Raw genomic sequence first — 15,536 nt, 5'->3', positions numbered from 1 at the left:
TCAGAAGTGGGTGCCGCCGTCGATCCGGAGCTCCGTGCCGGTGATGAACTTCCCGTCCTCCGAGGCGAGCATGGCGACGACCGACGCCACCGTCTCGGGGCCGGCGAAGCCCTGCCCGAGCGCAGGAAGAAGTTTGGCGAACAGGCTCATGTCGGCGTCCTCGGGCAGCCCCGGACCGGCGCTCTGCCCGCTCATTCCGCTGCCGTCGGTCATCCCGGAGGAGATGGACCCGGGCTGGACCGAGGTGAAACGGATGCCCTGCGGGGCGTACTCGGCGGCGAGGGCGTGCGTCATCGACTGGACGCCGCCCTTGCTCGCCGCGTAAGCCGCCATGTACGGGTGCGCGAACTGGGCTGACGTGGAGCTGAAGTTGACGACCGCCGCGTCATGTCCGGCCAGCAGTGCCGGTATGGCCTCGCGGATGACGAGGAAGGTGCCGACGAGGTTGACCTGCACGATGCGGGTGAAGTCCTGAAGGCTCGTCTCGTGGGTGTGCGAGGAGCGCAGGATCCCGGCCGCGTTGACCAGGACGTCCAGACCGCCGAGTGCGGCGACGGCGGCGGCGACCCCCTCGCGTACGGACGTCTCGTCGGCGATGTCGACGACAAGCGTGGTGAGGCGATCCGCGTGCGCCCCGGCCTTCTCCACGGTGTCCTTCAGGCCCCGCTCGCTCACGTCCGCGGCCACGACGGTGCCGCCCTCGGCGAGAAGGCGCAGCACAGTGGCCTGCCCGATGCCCGAGCCGCCCCCGGTGATCAGCGCGCGTCGGCCTTCGTAGCGGTTCATGTCTTCTCCTGCCCGCCCCGCCGCCGTGCGGCGGGACCCTCACGACGCCGGATCTCTTGCCGGCCGACGTCCTCACGCGCTTCACGTTACGCCTGAGTGGCACGTTTTGTCATCGAGTCATTGGATGCCACACTGGTCCTTGCCGCCGTACCCTTCTGAGGTGAGCACCAAGCCGCCCTCCTCCTTGACCGAGCGCCGCAAGGCCGCGACCCAGCTCGAGATCGCGCACGCGGCGGCCGAGTTGTTCGCCACCCAGGGACCGCACGCGACCACGGCCGAGGAGATCGCCCGGGACGCGGGCGTCGCACTGCGGACCTTCTATCGCTACTTCCGCTCCAAGCAGGACGCGGTGAGTCCGCTGCTCGCCGCCGGAGCCGACCGGTGGCGGGCCCTGCTGGAGGCGGCGGAGCCGGGCGCCGACCTGCCCCGGACGCTGGAGGCGGCGGTGCAGCGGTCTCTGGCGGCACCGGACGAGGAGGCCGCCGGGGCGCTGCTGAGGACCCGCGGGCTGCTGCGGGCCGCGGCCGACGATCCCGGGCTGCGCGCGGTGTGGTACCGCGTCAACCAGGAGTCCGAGGAACGGCTCGTCCCGGTACTGGACCGCCTCGCCGACGGGCGCCTCGGGACGGTGCAGGTGCGGCTGGTCGCGGCGGCGGCCACCGACGCGATCCGGATCGCGCTGGAGACCTGGGCCGACACGGAGGCCGGAGTCACCGGCGCGTCCTCACCGGCCGCGCTGGCGATCGACTGTCTGCGCCAACTGGTCGGCGGAATGGGCGCGTTGACGACGGGCGGTGACGGCCGGGGTTAGGGCCGGCGGGCGGCTCGGCGCCGGTCGGACCTGACGGGCGGGTTGGCGGTCCGGCCGTCACCTCGCTGTAAAGGTGTCGCGGCAGGAGGCGGTCGAAAGCCGAGGGTGGCCTGCGCCCGGGCGAGGGTCTGCGGGATCCAGGTGGTGGCCTCCGCCGAGAGGGTCTGCGGGAAAGCCGGTGGTGGCAGGGCGCGTTCCCACGCCGGCCGCCGGACATCGGCGCGTCCTCTCAACTCGCCGTGCGGTGCCTGCGGAAGGCCTCCGGGGTCATCCAGCCGCGCAGCGTGGCGTGCGTCGTCGCACGGAACGCGGCGTCCGCCGTGGAGGTTTCGAGAGCGCCGGCGAGTTCGAGGGTCACCACGCCGTGCAGGGTCACCCAGAGCGAGAGGGCGATCGGTGTCGCCTCACCTTCGAGCACGGACTGTGCCAGGGCGCGTTCGATCGCGGCGAGGAGCGGTCCGACGGGGTCGGCGGCGCCCACCGGGCCCGACGGGTCGAAGGACTGCACCCCGCCGAACAGCACCGCGTAGAGGTGACGGTGCTTCAGCCCCCAGTGCCGGTAGGCGTCGGCCAGCGCGTCGAGGTCGGCGAGGGGATCCGCCGAGACCCCCACCGCCGACAGGTCCTGGTGCAGCCCGGCGACGGCCCTGTCGCGCACCTCGCCGATCAGCCCGTCCTTGCCGCCGAACAGCGAGTACACCGCGGTGGTCGACGTCCCCGCCGCCGCGGCCACGGCGCGGACGGTCAGCGACTCCCGCGCACCGGTGGCAAGCATCTCGGTGGCGCAGGCCACCAGCCGTTCCGCGACTGCCTCGTCGTTCGTTCTCGGCCGTCCCATGGGATCAGCGTAGCGTCTTTGATAACGTAGTTCTGAAACGTCGTTCTGAAACTACTGGGGGACCGTCATGCCCGCGTCCGCAACCGCCGTACGTTCCGTCCGAACCGTCGGCCGCTTAGGTGTGGCCCTGGCGATAGCCACAGCCCTGGTCGTCGTCTTCCTCGCGCTGATCGTCCTGACGGACGGGGCGGGTTCGGGATGGGCCGCATGGGCCGGGGCGCTCGCGGCCGGAGCGGCCGTCGCTCTCCGGCGGGGACGGCACCGCGGGTGGCGGGCGCGGCTCGCGTCCTTCGTGCCCGTGGTCGTGGCGGCCGCGCTGACGGCATCGGTCTGCGTCCCGACCGTGCCCACGGCCCGGCGCCACCCCTCCGCGCTGCCCTTCGTGACCGCCCAGCACTGGCGGCTGGCCACGGGCAGCAGGGTCGCCGTGTACCACTACCCGCCGGGCCCTTCCGGCACCCGGCACCGCATCCCGCTCGTGTACCTCAATGGCGGACCGGCCCGCGGGATCTCGCTGCTCGACCATCGGTTCCTGCGACTGCTGGCGCAACGCGGCTACGACGTCTACGCCTACGAGCAGGCCGGCGGCGGGCGCAGCGACCTGCTGCCCATGAGCCAGTACACGATCACCAGGTCGGTGCGCGACCTCGGCGCCTTCCTCGACCGGCTGGGCAGGGGCAGCGCCGACGTCCTCGGCTTCTCCGCGGGCGCGGTGGTCCTCACCCGGGCGCTGGCCGACCCGCGACTCGCCGCGCGCCTGCACCGGGCGGTCATCGCCGAGCCGGGCCCGATGGACGGCCCCACCGCGCGGCTCGACGGACCCAAGGGCCGGCCGTCCGCGCGCGGCCTCGCACCGGCGCCGCACGGACCGCGCTCGACCCACCTCCCGCGGTACGCCGTCGCGTTCGGACTGATGCGCCTCGGGCTCCTCACCCCTGACAACGGGCTGATCGGGCAGGCCGAGGGCGACAACGCCTTCACCGCCGCCGACCTGGGCGGCGACACCGCGTCGGCGTACTGTGCGCGCGACGCGCACCGCATTCCGGTGGAGAACACGGCCCGGAACTTCTCCTTCAGCCCCGCCGCCAGCCTCCGTGTCGAGCAGACGGTCAAGGACTCACCGTCCCTCGCCCCGCGCCTGCGGCACTCCCGGACGCCCGCGATGCTGATGATCGCCGAGTGCTCCTCACAGGTCCGCCGATGGGAGACGGCCGTACTCGCCGCCGACCCCGCCATCGAGCGCACCCAGTATCTGCCCCGCGTGGGACACCACATGTGGAACGGCCTCGACGACAACGACGCACGCGCCATCGCCGTCGTCACCGCGTTCCTCCAGGGCAAACCGGCCCCGTTGCCGAACTACCCGACACGCGCCGGGATTCCGGCCTTCCTCCGCGCCCGGAGGTGACTTCCGGTGGCGCGCCCGCCCGGGCGCGCCACCGGCCACCGGCCCGTTGTCAGTGGTCGCCTCTACGGTTTGATCAGTGAGGACCTGCCGGAACGGCCGCGGGTCCGTCCTGGGGAGGGGTCTGCCATGACCACGGCGTCCGCGGTGTCGACGACGTATCTGGAGCTGTCGCAGGAGGGCGGCGGCGCCCACAAGTTCTACGAGGTGACCGTCGACGGCCCGGTCGTGACGGTGCGTTACGGCAGGATCGGCTCCGCCGGGCAGACCCAGACGACGACCTTCCCGACCGCCGAGAAGGCCAAGGCGGCCGCAGCGAAGAAGGTGGGGGAGAAGGTCCGCAAGGGATACGCCCCGGCCGTCCAGGGACAGCGCGCCCCACGTTCGGTGACGCGGCGTCAGATCAGCTCGGCCCCGTCCACCGCGCGGGCGGTGGCGCCCGTGCTGTGGCGGTTCCGCACCGGCTCGGCCGCGTTCGGCATCCATGTCGACGACGAGCACTGCTGGGTGGGCAATCAGGCGGGTGACGTCTACACCCTGGGCCACGACGGCGCGGTCCTCGCCCGGTTCAGCCTGCCGGACGGGGTGAAGTGCCTGGTCGCCGACGACTTCTGGATCTACGCGGGCTGTGACGACGGCAAGGTCTACGACCTCTCCTCCAAGCTGCCGTTCGCCGCGTACGACATCGCCGCGGACGTCGACATCTTCTGGCTGGACATCCACGAGGGCATCCTTGACGTCTCGGACCGCGAGGGCCGGCTCACCGTCATCGACCACGAGGACGAGTACCAGTGGTCCCGCCGCAGCCAGGGCGAACACGCCTGGATGGTCCGCGCCGACGACCGTGCCGTCTACCACGGCCACCTGCGGGGCGTCACCGCCTACGCACCCGACGGCGGCGGCGAGTTGTGGCACACGGCCACCAAGGGCGGCGTGCTGTTCGGCTGGCAGGAGGACCACGCCGTCTACGCGGGCACGGGGCACCACGTGGTCCAGCGGCTGTCGAAGGCGACCGGCGCGATCGAGGCGACGTACTCCTGCGACAGCCCGGTCTACTCGTGTGCCACCTCCCCGGGCGGGCGGTTCGTCTTCGCCGGCGACGCCGCGTCGTCCGTGTACTGCTTCGACCAGCACGGCACGCGGCTGTGGAAGCTCGGCACGGGCGGCGGCTCGGCGCTGTCGATGCAGTACCACGACGAGCGGCTGTATCTGGTGACCACCGACGGCTCACTGGTGTGCGTCGACGCGAGCGAGACCGCCATCGCCGCAGCCCAGCAGGGCACGGTGCCGGTGGCGCGGGACGTCAAGCTCGCCGCCGCCCTGCCGACCTACGCACCGGCCACCGCCGTCGCCGAGGTGTCCACCGTCGCCCAGGTTCCCGCCGGAGCCGTCGTGGTCGAGTGCGTGCAGGACGGTGGCCGGCTGCGGGTGCACGTCGTGTCCCAGGGCTACGACACCTCCTGGAACGTCCAGTTCCCGCGCGCGATACGGGAGCCGGGCGCCCGCTATGTCGTGGACGCCCTGCACCCCGCGGCGGGCGGCTTCTACCGCGTCCGCGGCGACATCCGCCGCCTGCTCTGACACTCCGCATTCCTTCGCCGGCCGGTCCAGGCTTCGGTATCCTCCATCCCTCGGTCCGGGGGCTCGCTGTGCTTCGCCGCCTGGTTCAGGTTCTGAGCCTGCTTCGCCGCCTGGTTCAGGGCCTTGGTCTGCTCCGCGCCTGGTCCAGGGCCTCGGTGTGCTTCGCCGCTCGGGTCCTGCCGCGCGGAGCGGCGTCTTGCGTCACCGGGGCAGGCCGGTCGGCGCGTCAGTGCCGCGTGGCCGCTCCCTCCGCCAGGACCTCTCGTGCCACCGGGACGACCTCGGCGCGGTCCTCCGGGACCAGGCCGATGCGGGTGCGGCGGTCCAGGAGGTCCGACTCGTCCAGGGCGCCCTCGTGCCGGACCGCCCACAGGAGTTCGGCGCGGGTGACCGGGTGGCCGGGGAGCACCGGCTCGGCCAGGGCGGGGTCCTGGACCGCGAGGGCGTGGACGGCCTCGGCCTCGGTGCCGTAGCGGCGGACCAGGCGCCGGGGCGCGGACAGCGCGCGCAGCCGGCCGGGTGCGGCGGCTCCGACCAGCGGCAGGGCGGCGGTGGGGGAGGCAGCCGCGGCAAGGCCTCGGGCGGCGGTCGCGGCGTCCACGGCGTCCTGTGCCATCCGCCGGTAGGTGGTGAGCTTGCCGCCGACGATCGTGGTGATGCCGTCGGGGGACGTCAGCACCGCGTGCCGGCGGGAGATGTCGGAGGTACGGGCGGGGGCCCCGTCGCGGCCGTCGTGCCCGGAAGTGTCCAGCAGAGGGCGCAGTCCGGCGAAGGCGCCGACGACCTCATCCCGGGCCACGGGTGTGTCCAGGACCGAACCGAGCACGTCCAGCAGGAACCCGATGTCGGTCTCGGGCACGTCCGGGACGTCCGGGATCCCGCCCTCGACCGGCTCGTCGGTGAGACCGACGTACACCCGGCCGTCGCCCTGGGGCAGCACCAGGACGAAGCGGTTGGTCTCGCCGGGGATCGGGATGTGCAGCCCCGCCGGCAGGGCACCGAGCCGCTCCGAGCGCAGGACCAGGTGGGTGCCGCGGGACGGCCGGATCCGGATGCCCTCGACGAGGTCGCCCGCCCAGACCCCGGCCGCGTTGATGACCGCGCGGGCCCTGATCTCGCCCTCCTCGCCGGTGAGTTCGTCGCGGATCCGGGCGCCCGTCCCGGTCAGCTCCAGCACCCTGACCCGGGTCAGCACCCGCGCCCCGTGCCCGGCGGCCGTCCTGGCCAGGGCGGTGACCAGCCGGACGTCGTCGGTGACCTTGCCGTCCCAGGACAGCAGTCCGCCGCGCAGCCCGGCCGAGCGCACCGACGGCGCCAGGTGCCGGGTCTCCGTCGCCGTCAGCCGGCGCGGGGCGGGCAGGACCTGACGCGGGGTCCGGGCGGCCAGCCGCAGCACGTCCCCGGCCCGGAACCCGGCCCACGCCAGCGAGGCCTGGGCCCTGGAGACGAGCGGGGTGAGCGGCAGGACGAACGGCTGGGCGGCCACCAGATGCGGGGCGGTCCGGGTCATCAGCACCCCGCGCTCGACCGCGCTCTCGTGCGCGACGTCGAACTGCGCGGAGGCCAGATAGCGCAGCCCGCCGTGGATGAGCTTCGAGCTCCAGCGGGAGGTGCCGAAGGCCAGGTCGTGGGCGTCCACGGCGACGACGTCGAGACCGCGGGCCGCCGCGTCCAGCGCGGCTCCGGCCCCGGTGGCGCCGAGCCCGACGACCAGGACGTCGACGACCCTGCCGTCCGCGGCCTCGGCCAGTTCCCGGCTACGGCGGTGTGCGCTGAGGGACGAGCCGACGTCGGCCCTGGTGTGGGTCATGGCGTGAGGGTCCTCTCCAGGAGGGTGCGCAACTCGCCGAGGAAGGCGGCGGAGTCGAGCTCCGGATCGTCCTCGTCGGTCATCGTGCGCAGGGACAGGGTGAAGGACTGCACGGTCAGCAGGACGGCCCGGGACTGCCGTTCGACATGGCCCGGGCGTACGGAGCCGTCCGCATGGCCCGCGCGCAGCGCGTCGGCGAGCAGGGCCAGAAGCGCCTCCTGGCTCGCTCCGCGCCGGTCGAGCACATAGGGCAGCAGCAGCTCCGGATCCACATCGACGATCTTGCGGAAGAGCGGGTGCGCCCGGAACGTCTCGACCCCCGCCACCAGTCCGTCCACGATCCGGGTGCGGGTGTCCGTGCCGGCGGCGGGCTCGGGGATCGCCCGGGTGGCCACGTCGATCCACTCCCGGGTCATCAGATCGCCCACCAGGGTCCGCAGATCCGGCCAGCGCCGGTACAGCGTCATCCGTGAGACACCGGCGCGGCGGGCCACGTCGGCGAGGGTGGTGCGGCGGACTCCGACGGCCAGCACACAGTCGCGTACCGCGTCGAGCACATGATCGTTGTCCGAACCGTTGTGACGAATAGGCGTCATGTGTCACAGTGTAACGCCCCAGGGGGTCGGCGGGACCAGACACCGTCGCCCGGGGCACGGCCGCCGGCCGTCGCGCGAACCGAGCACACCGAGCACATCGACCTGTGAGGACGACCGTTCAATGGACATGCTGTGGAACGGCTGGGGCGACCCGGCCAAGGCGGCACCGCTGCCCGACTCGGTGACCGGACTGCTGCGCGACCTGCTCGGCGTCAAGCCCCGCACCACCCCCGCCCTCTCCCTGGAGGACATCGACCTGCCCGCCACCACGGCAGGGCCCGCCGCGCTCAAGTCCCTCGCCGAGGCCGTCGGCGGCGAGGACCACGTGCGCACGGACAGCGAGAGCCGCGTCCGCCACACCCGCGGCAAGTCCACCCCCGACCTGCTGCGCATCCGCGCCGGGGACTTCTCCGACGTCCCGCAGGCCGTGGTCCTGCCCGCCTCCCACGAGGAGGTCCTCGCCGTACTGCGCGCCTGCTCCGCACACGGCCTCGCCGTCGTCCCCTTCGGGGGCGGCACCTCGGTCGTCGGCGGACTCGCCCCCCAGCGCGGCGCGTTCATCGCCCTGGACCTGCGCCGCATGAACGGCCTGCTCGACCTGGACCCCGTCTCGCGCACGGCCGTCCTGCAGCCCGGCCTGCGCGCCCCCGAGGCCGAGGCCCTGCTCGCCGGACACGGCTTCACCCTCGGCCACTTCCCGCAGTCCTTCGAGTGGGCCACCATCGGCGGCTTCGCCGCCGCCCGTTCCAGCGGCCAGGCGTCCGCCGGGTACGGCCGCTTCGACGAGATGGTCCTCGGCCTGACCCTCGCCACGCCCGAGGGCACCATCGAGACCGGCCGCGCCCCGCGCTCCGCCGCCGGACCCGACCTGCGCCAGCTGGTCCTCGGCTCCGAGGGCGCCTTCGGCGTCATCACCTCCGTCACCGTACGGATCCGCCCGCTGCCGCAGGCCCGGATCTACGAGGGCTGGCGGTTCGCCTCCTTCGAGGAGGGCGCCGCCGCGCTGCGCAGGCTCGCCCAGGACGGGCCCCGGCCGACCGTGCTGCGCCTGTCCGACGAGACCGAGACCTTCATCGGCCTCGCCCAACCGGACGCCATCGGCGGCGACTTGTCCCAGAGCGCGGCCGGCTGCCTGGCCATCACCGGCTACGAGGGCACCTCCGAGGACACCGCACAGCGCCGGGCACAGGCGGCGACCGTCCTCACCGCATGCGGCGGCACCCTCGTCGGAGCCGAACCGGGCGAACGCTGGGCCCACGGCCGCTACTCGGCGCCGTACCTGCGCGACGCCCTGCTCGACGTCGGCGCCTTCGCCGAAACCCTGGAGACCGCCGCCTTCTGGTCCCGCATCCCCGACCTCTACACGGCCGTACGCACCGCGCTCACCGACGCCCTCACCGAAGCCGGCACCCCGCCCCTGGTGATGTGCCACATCTCCCATGTGTACGAGAACGGCGCCTCGCTGTACTTCACCGTCGTCAGCGCCCAGGGCGAGGACCCGGTGGCCCACTGGACGCCCGTCAAGCACGCGGCCAACGAGGCCGTACTGGCGGCCGGCGGCACCATCTCCCACCACCACGGGGTGGGCACCGACCACCGCGACTGGTACGTCCGCGAGGCCGGACCGCTCGGCATCTCGGCCCTGCGCGCGGTGAAGCGCCGCCTGGACCCCGAGGGCCTGCTCAACCCAGGCGTACTGCTCCCCACCGACTGACGCGCACCGACCGACCCCCACCCGATCCGCCTGCTTCGGAGGCACACCGATGCGACAGTTCACCGCCGTCGTCAACCCCACCGCGGGCGGCTCCACCGGGGCGGCGACGTTGCTGCACCTGGCCCGGCTGCTGCGCGAGGCCGGAGCCGAGCTGGAGACGGAGTACAGCCACAGCCTCGCGCACGCCCAGGACATCGCCCGGCGCGCCGGAGAGCGCGGCCGGATCGTGCTGGCCGTCGGCGGGGACGGCATCGCCGGCGGGATCGGCGGCGCGCTCAGCGGCACCGGAACCGTCCTCGGCCTGGTACCCGCGGGCCGCGGCAACGACTTCGCCCGCGCCCTGAAGCTGCCCGCCGACCCCGCCGCCCTCGCCGGCATCCTGCTGCACGCCGAGCCCCGGCCGGTCGACACCATCGAGGTGGAGTCGGCCGTCCACCCGCGCACCGTGGTCCTGGGCAGTGTCTACGCCGGCGTGGACGCCGTGGCCAACCGGCACGCCAACAACGCCCGCCTGCTGCGCGGTTCCGCCTCCTACTACGCGGGCGGCCTGCGCGCCGTCACCACCTGGCGCGCGGCCGACTACCGCGTCACCGTCGACGGCGAGGTCCACACCCACCGCGGCTACACCGTCGTAGCCGCCAACTCCCCCTACTACGGCTCCGGTCGGCTCATCGCCCCCGACGCCCGCGTCGACGACGGCCTGCTGGACGTGGTGATGATCCGCGAGGCACCGCGCAGCCTGTTCTTCGCCCTCATGAACGAGCTGAAGACGGGCGGTCATGCGCACCGCCCCGAGGTGCGTGTCCTGCGCGGCAAAGAACTGCGCATCGAGGCGAACCGGCCCGTCCCCTACGGCGCCGACGGCGAGGTCGACGCCACCCTCCCGGTCACCGTACGGGTACGCCCCGGAGACCTCCCGATGCTGTACTGACGACTTGGTCACCGCTCGTGGAACACAGGCCCCTCCCGCATGTGCTCCAGGTCTTCCGGAGCGAGAAGTGACACGGCGTCGGTGCAGGACAGGCCAGGTCTGGGTAGGGGGAGGGGAACCTGGCCGGGCGTGCCGGGGGAGGGGTTGGTCGGTCATGACGCTGGAGCCCGCAGAGGGCGTGGTGCAGGCGGTCGTCCTCTACGACGGGCGGCTGCTGCTCGTGGCGGACGGCGGCGGCTGGGTGCTGCCGTCGGGTATTCCCCAACCGGCCGAGCCCGCCGAGGCCACCGCGGCGCGCGCCGTGTACGAACTCACCGGCTACCTCGTCGACGGCACCGAGGCCCTGACCCCGCACGACGGGGCACGGGCCAGTGAGGCGTCGGCGGTGGTGTGCCAGTTGCTGAGCGAGTCCCCCTCGGACGGAGCGAGCCTCGCCCCGGACCAGGTGCGCTGGGTGCCGATCCCCGAGGCCGCCCGCGCCGCTATCCCGGCAGCCGTACGCGCGTACCTCCGGGGGCACACGCCCGTGTGAGACCCGTCGGGCCTGCCGGTCACCGATCCGCCGCCGGCTCCACCGTGCGCGCCAGGAACCGCTGCCGGTCCACGATCGCCCGGTCGATCTCGCCCGTCGCGACCAGCCGGCCCGAGCCGTCGACGGCCCGTACCACGAAGGTGAGCCGCCCGCCCGCGACGGAGGCGGCGGGTGTGGCACTCACCTCCACCCGGCCACCGACCGGCGTGGCCCGCACATGCCGGACCCGCACCTCCGTTCCCACCGTGGTCTGACCGGACTCGGTGAACGGGGCGGCGGCCCGGACGGTGGCCGCTTCCATCCACGCGATCAGCCGCGGGGTGGCGAGTACGGGCACATCACCGCTGCCCACGGCCACCGCGGTGTCGGCGTCGGTCACCTCGTGACGCATTCCACCACGCTAGCGCCGGCGGGCCCGTGCCGCCGTACGACGGTGTCACCGGTCAGGGGCCTGCGGTGCGGGACCCGCTCCACCCGCGCCACGGCACGGACGTACCGCACGCTCTCGCTCGTCAGCCGCTGCGGGAGCCCATGGCTTCACCTGCCCGGCAGCTCCACCGCATCCAGGGTGGCGCCGGTCGGCACTCCGCCCGGCGGGGCCACCGGGAGACCGCCCGCAAGGGCCGGGCCATGCGGCGTCGCAGGTCGGCCGAAGGGCAGCGGCGTCACCTCCCGCCCCGAGGTGAGCACCGGCAGCAGCCGGGTGTCGTGGATGCTCCGGCAGGGCGGAGCCGGACACCAGCCGCACCGGCTCGGCGTCGTCGTGCCCGCCGGGCCGGCGGAGCGGCGGCCCGGCCGGTGTGACCATGCCCCCACCGCGGCGAAGGGTTGCCGGGCAGCCGTACCAGCCATCGCACCCGGCCGTCGGAGGTCAGGTGATGACCGATCAGCTCCGCGCCGCAGGCGTGCACCGACGGCGACAGCGGCGATCGCGCGGGCGGAAGTCAAAGGGGCCCTGTTTCTCTGCCGACAGGCGCCACCCGTCTGATAACCGGCGCTTATCACGTCATCGAGAACACCTCTTTGACTTGTTTCCGGAAAGGGGCGGATGCTGCCCCGCAGTGCCCATAGGAGAAAGAGGGGGACCGGATCATGAGCGGTACTGAGGACCCGGACGACGATCTGTCGGTCACCCCGCCCAAGCGCTGGGCGACCGGTGTCCCGGCGGTGACACACGCACTGGAGTACTCGCTGGGGCAGACGACCCTGCGACGCACCGCGCTGACCCTGCTGAACATCAACCAGGTCAAGGGATTCGACTGCCCGGGATGCGCCTGGCCGGAACCCGCACCGGGCAAGCGGCACCGCAACGAATACTGCGAGAACGGCGCCAAGCACATCGGCGACGAGGCCACCTCGCGGCGTATCACCGCCGAATTCTTCCGCCGGCACTCGATCGCCGAACTGGACGGCAGGTCCGACTACTGGCTCAACCAGCAGGGCCGGCTGACCGAGCCCATGATCAAGCGGCCCGGCGCGGAGCACTACGAACCGATCGGCTGGGACGAGGCGTTCGACGTGCTCGCCGCCGAACTGCGGAGGCTGGACTTCCCGGACGAGGCCCTCTTCTACACCTCCGGCCGGCTCAACAACGAGGCGGCCTTCCTGCTGCAGCTCTTCGCCCGCGCCTACGGCACCAACAACCTGCCGGACTGCTCCAACATGTGCCACGAGTCGAGCGGTTCCGCGTTGCAGGAGACCCTGGGCATCGGCAAGGGCAGCGTGTCCCTGGACGACATCCACACCGCGGACCTCGTCTTCGTCGTCGGACAGAATCCGGGCACCAACCATCCGCGGATGCTGACCGCGCTGGAGGAGACCAAGCGCAACGGCGGCCAGGTCATCGCGGTCAACCCGCTGCCGGAGGCCGGACTCATCCGCTTCAAGCATCCGCAGAAGGCACGCGGTGTGCTCGGCCGGGGCACCGCGATAGCCGACCAGTTCCTGCAGATCCGCCCCGGCGGCGACCTCGCCCTGTTCCAGGCGCTCAACCGGCTGCTGCTGGAGGCAGAGGAGGAGCGCCCGGGCACCGTACTCGACCACGCCTTCATCGGCGCCCACACCACCGGCTTCGCCGATTTCGCCGACCGCGCCCGGAAAATCCCGTGGGAGGACATCCTCGCCGCTACCGGACTCACCCGCGAGGAGATCCAAGAGGTCCACGACCGGGTGCTGGCGAGCCGGACGATCATCGTGTGCTGGGCCATGGGCCTCACCCAGCACAAACACGGCGTCCCCACCATCCGCGAGGTCGTCAACTTCCTGCTGCTGCGCGGCAACATCGGCAGGCCGGGCGCGGGTGTGTGCCCGGTGCGCGGCCACAGCAACGTCCAGGGCGACCGCACGATGGGCATCTGGGAACGCATGCCCCAGACGTTCCTCGACGCCCTGGGCCGGGAGTTCGGTTTCACCCCGCCCGCGAAGCACGGACTGGACTCGGTCGACGGCATCCGGGCCATGCGCGACGGCAGGGCGAAGGTCTTCCTCGGCGTGGCGGGGAACTTCGTGCGGGCCACGCCCGACAGCCAGGTCACCGAGGAGGCGATGCGGCGCTGCCGGCTCACCGCGCACGTCTCCACCAAACTCAACCGCTCGCACACGGTCTGCGGTGACACCGCCCTCATCCTGCCGACCCTCGGCCGCAGCGACCGTGACATCCAGGCGTCCGGCGAGCAGTTCATCACCGTCGAGGACTCCATGAGCGAGGTCCACGCCTCCCGCGGACGCCTGGCACCTGCCTCCCCGCACCTGCTCAGCGAGGTCGCGATCATCAGCCGGCTGGCCCGCAGAACCCTCGGCGACACACCGGCCATCCCCTGGGAGGAGTTCGAGTCGGACTACGGCACCGTCCGCGACCGCATCTCCCGCGTCGTGCCCGGCTTCGAGGACTTCAACGCCCGGGTGGCCGGGCCCGGCGGCTTCCGGCTGCCCAACCCGGTCAACCGGCGTGTGTTCCGCACGCCGAGCGGAAAGGCCGTCTTCACCGTCAACGAGTTCACGATGCCGCACATCCCCGAGGGCCGGCTGCTGCTGCAGACGCTGCGCTCGCACGACCAGTGGAACACCGTGCCGTACGCGATGAACGACCGCTACCGCGGCATCCACAACGCGCGCCGGGTCGTCCTCGTCAACCCCGCCGACCTCGCGGCCCTCGGGCTCGCCGACCGCGACCGGGTGGACCTGGTCGCCGTCTGGCACGACGGGCTGGAACGCCGTGCCGAGGACTTCCGCGTCGTCGCCTACCCCACCAGCCGGGGCTCCGCCGCCTCCTACTATCCCGAGACCAATGTCCTGGTACCGCTGGACAGCGTCGCCGACATCAGCAACACCCCCACATCCAAGGGCGTGCTGATCCGCCTGGAGCCGAGACGCGCCGAGGCACGGGCCGAGCCCGGCCCCACCACCTGAAGCGTCGCGGACGCCGCACCGTGACCCTGCCGCCCCTGGGCGACCGGCGTCGCGGCCGACCGGCGGTGGCGGAGCGTGGGCAGCGGACACCGGCCCGGCCGCCTCCCGGGCCGGTGCCGGTGCCGTCGGCTACCGGACCGGGTCGCCGGGCACGCGTTCCAGGGCCGCGGCCACGTCGGTGGTGCGGGCGATGTCCGTCAGCGCCCTGGCCATCACCGACCCCGGCTCGCGGGCGGCGATCACCAGACCCACGGGCACCGCCGCGGCGGGCTCCACCAGCGGCACGGCGCGCATACCGTGCGGGACACCGAACACATGCAGCCAGGCATGGGGCACGACGGCCGCCCACCGGCCCGTCCGCACATGGGCGAACAGCGCCGCCACGGAGTCGGTCTCCAGCCGGGGCGAGGGCTGCGCCCCGGCCCGCGCGAACAGCTCGTCCAGGACCCGGCGGCCCTGCATCGCCCGGGTCAGCATGCACAACGGCAGCCGCGAGGCCTCCGCCCACGTGGCCGTCGTACGCCGGGCCAGACCGTCGGCGGCCGTCAGCAGCAGGACGTACCGCTCCTGGTACAGCGGAACCGTGTGGAAGCCGTCCGACACATCCTCGCGCAGATAGGTGACCCCGGCGTCGAGCTCGAAGTTCTGCAGCTGCCGAAGGATGTCCACCGACTGCATGTCCGCCGTCACCTCCACCGTGACCAGCGGATGCGCCGCGCAGAACGGGCCGGTCAGCTGGGCTACGGCACCGGACGCGGTCGGCACCGAACCGATCCGCATCCGGCCGCTCAGCCCGCTGCGCAGAGCGTCTACCTCGTCCTTGAGGGCATCACGGTCGGCGAGGATCCGCTGCGCCCATACGACGATGCGTTCCCCCTCCGGGGTGAGGCCCTCGTACTTGCGGCCGCGCCGCACCAGCGGCACGTCGAGTTCCTCCTCCAACTTGCGAAGCGCCTCCGACAGCGCGGGCTGGGAGACATGGCAGGCCTGGGCGGCGCGGGCGAAATGCCGCTCCCGGGAGAGGGCGAGGAGGTATTCCAGCTGACGGAAGAGCACGGCACGGGTGTACCGGACCGCTCGCCATAAAGCCAGTCACCCCGGATGGGACCGAGGAAATGCCGAGG

At 72.9% G+C, this 15,536-nt stretch carries 13 protein-coding genes; 7 read left to right on the top strand and 6 right to left on the bottom strand.

All coding sequences use genetic code 11. From position 1 onward, the window contains the following. Complete coding sequence (locus BFF78_RS02640; RefSeq protein ID WP_069776770.1) at window positions 1-786, bottom strand: SDR family NAD(P)-dependent oxidoreductase; 786 nt, start codon at window positions 784-786, stop codon at window positions 1-3. 160 nt (window positions 787-946) lie between these two features. Between BFF78_RS02640 and BFF78_RS02635 the strand changes: the two genes are divergently transcribed. Then, entirely contained in the window at window positions 947-1,597 is a 651-nt protein-coding gene (locus BFF78_RS02635; protein WP_069776769.1) for a TetR/AcrR family transcriptional regulator, read from the top strand. 229 nt (window positions 1,598-1,826) lie between these two features. Here BFF78_RS02635 and BFF78_RS02630 read toward each other — a convergent pair whose 3' ends face one another. Beyond that, the gene (locus BFF78_RS02630) at window positions 1,827-2,435 is read right to left on the bottom strand and encodes a TetR-like C-terminal domain-containing protein (protein ID WP_069776768.1); all 609 of its coding nucleotides are present in this window, start codon (window positions 2,433-2,435) and stop codon (window positions 1,827-1,829) included. Between the two features lie 121 nt (window positions 2,436-2,556). Between BFF78_RS02630 and BFF78_RS02625 the strand changes: the two genes are divergently transcribed. Continuing rightward, window positions 2,557-3,843 carry an alpha/beta fold hydrolase gene (locus BFF78_RS02625; protein WP_227025681.1) on the top strand — a complete coding sequence of 429 codons (1,287 nt, stop codon included), beginning with the start codon at window positions 2,557-2,559 and terminating at the stop codon, window positions 3,841-3,843. 126 nt (window positions 3,844-3,969) lie between these two features. Continuing rightward, a complete protein-coding gene (locus tag BFF78_RS02620; protein ID WP_069776766.1) occupies window positions 3,970-5,421 on the top strand; it encodes a WGR domain-containing protein in 1,452 nt (483 codons plus the stop codon). 226 nt (window positions 5,422-5,647) lie between these two features. Here BFF78_RS02620 and BFF78_RS02615 read toward each other — a convergent pair whose 3' ends face one another. After that, window positions 5,648-7,231 carry a glycerol-3-phosphate dehydrogenase/oxidase gene (locus BFF78_RS02615; protein WP_069776765.1) on the bottom strand — a complete coding sequence of 528 codons (1,584 nt, stop codon included), beginning with the start codon at window positions 7,229-7,231 and terminating at the stop codon, window positions 5,648-5,650. Next, complete coding sequence (locus BFF78_RS02610; protein ID WP_069776764.1) at window positions 7,228-7,827, bottom strand: TetR/AcrR family transcriptional regulator; 600 nt, start codon at window positions 7,825-7,827, stop codon at window positions 7,228-7,230. Before BFF78_RS02610 ends, BFF78_RS02615 begins: the two co-directional genes overlap by 4 nt. A gap of 121 nt (window positions 7,828-7,948) precedes the next feature. Between BFF78_RS02610 and BFF78_RS02605 the strand changes: the two genes are divergently transcribed. The 3 genes from BFF78_RS02605 to BFF78_RS02595 all read left to right on the top strand — a co-directional run bounded on the left by BFF78_RS02605 (window position 7,949) and on the right by BFF78_RS02595 (window position 11,004). Next, window positions 7,949-9,541, top strand: a complete 1,593-nt coding sequence (locus tag BFF78_RS02605) for an FAD-binding oxidoreductase (RefSeq protein WP_069776763.1) — start codon at window positions 7,949-7,951, stop codon at window positions 9,539-9,541. Between the two features lie 49 nt (window positions 9,542-9,590). Next, the gene (locus BFF78_RS02600; RefSeq protein WP_069776762.1) at window positions 9,591-10,472 is read left to right on the top strand and encodes a diacylglycerol kinase family protein; all 882 of its coding nucleotides are present in this window, start codon (window positions 9,591-9,593) and stop codon (window positions 10,470-10,472) included. Window positions 10,473-10,626: 154 nt separating this feature from the next. Beyond that, entirely contained in the window at window positions 10,627-11,004 is a 378-nt protein-coding gene (locus BFF78_RS02595; protein ID WP_069776761.1) for an NUDIX domain-containing protein, read from the top strand. A gap of 19 nt (window positions 11,005-11,023) precedes the next feature. Here the strand turns inward: BFF78_RS02595 and BFF78_RS02590 are convergent, their stop codons facing one another. Then, window positions 11,024-11,395, bottom strand: coding sequence for a thioesterase family protein (locus BFF78_RS02590; RefSeq protein ID WP_069776760.1), 372 nt, complete (start codon window positions 11,393-11,395; stop codon window positions 11,024-11,026). 701 nt (window positions 11,396-12,096) lie between these two features. Here BFF78_RS02590 and BFF78_RS02585 point away from each other — a divergent pair. Continuing rightward, window positions 12,097-14,412, top strand: a complete 2,316-nt coding sequence (locus BFF78_RS02585; protein WP_069776759.1) for an FdhF/YdeP family oxidoreductase — start codon at window positions 12,097-12,099, stop codon at window positions 14,410-14,412. A gap of 129 nt (window positions 14,413-14,541) precedes the next feature. On the opposite strand, the gene BFF78_RS02580 is transcribed toward BFF78_RS02585, so the two are convergent. Further along, entirely contained in the window at window positions 14,542-15,468 is a 927-nt protein-coding gene (locus tag BFF78_RS02580) for a LysR family transcriptional regulator (protein WP_069776758.1), read from the bottom strand. Between the last annotated feature and the right edge of the window lie 68 nt (window positions 15,469-15,536).

It is taken from the genome of Streptomyces fodineus (assembly GCF_001735805.1).
Taxonomy (GTDB): Bacteria; Actinomycetota; Actinomycetes; order Streptomycetales; family Streptomycetaceae; genus Streptomyces; species Streptomyces fodineus.
The sequence above is the reverse complement of the archived record's forward strand: the minus strand, read 5'-3'. Positions and strand labels throughout refer to the sequence as shown.

Excerpts from the sequence above, each read along its gene's own strand:
- BFF78_RS02640 (WP_069776770.1), bottom strand. The coding sequence starts at position 786 with ATGAACCGCTACGAAGGCCGACGCGCGCTGATCACCGGGGGCGGCTCG.
- BFF78_RS02630 (WP_069776768.1), bottom strand. The coding sequence starts at position 2,435 with ATGGGACGGCCGAGAACGAACGACGAGGCAGTCGCGGAACGGCTGGTG.
- BFF78_RS02620 (WP_069776766.1), top strand. The coding sequence starts at position 3,970 with ATGACCACGGCGTCCGCGGTGTCGACGACGTATCTGGAGCTGTCGCAG.
- BFF78_RS02615 (WP_069776765.1), bottom strand. The coding sequence starts at position 7,231 with ATGACCCACACCAGGGCCGACGTCGGCTCGTCCCTCAGCGCACACCGC.
- BFF78_RS02610 (WP_069776764.1), bottom strand. The coding sequence starts at position 7,827 with ATGACGCCTATTCGTCACAACGGTTCGGACAACGATCATGTGCTCGAC.
- BFF78_RS02605 (WP_069776763.1), top strand. The coding sequence starts at position 7,949 with ATGGACATGCTGTGGAACGGCTGGGGCGACCCGGCCAAGGCGGCACCG.
- BFF78_RS02600 (WP_069776762.1), top strand. The coding sequence starts at position 9,591 with ATGCGACAGTTCACCGCCGTCGTCAACCCCACCGCGGGCGGCTCCACC.
- BFF78_RS02595 (WP_069776761.1), top strand. The coding sequence starts at position 10,627 with ATGACGCTGGAGCCCGCAGAGGGCGTGGTGCAGGCGGTCGTCCTCTAC.
- BFF78_RS02590 (WP_069776760.1), bottom strand. The coding sequence starts at position 11,395 with ATGCGTCACGAGGTGACCGACGCCGACACCGCGGTGGCCGTGGGCAGC.
- BFF78_RS02585 (WP_069776759.1), top strand. The coding sequence starts at position 12,097 with ATGAGCGGTACTGAGGACCCGGACGACGATCTGTCGGTCACCCCGCCC.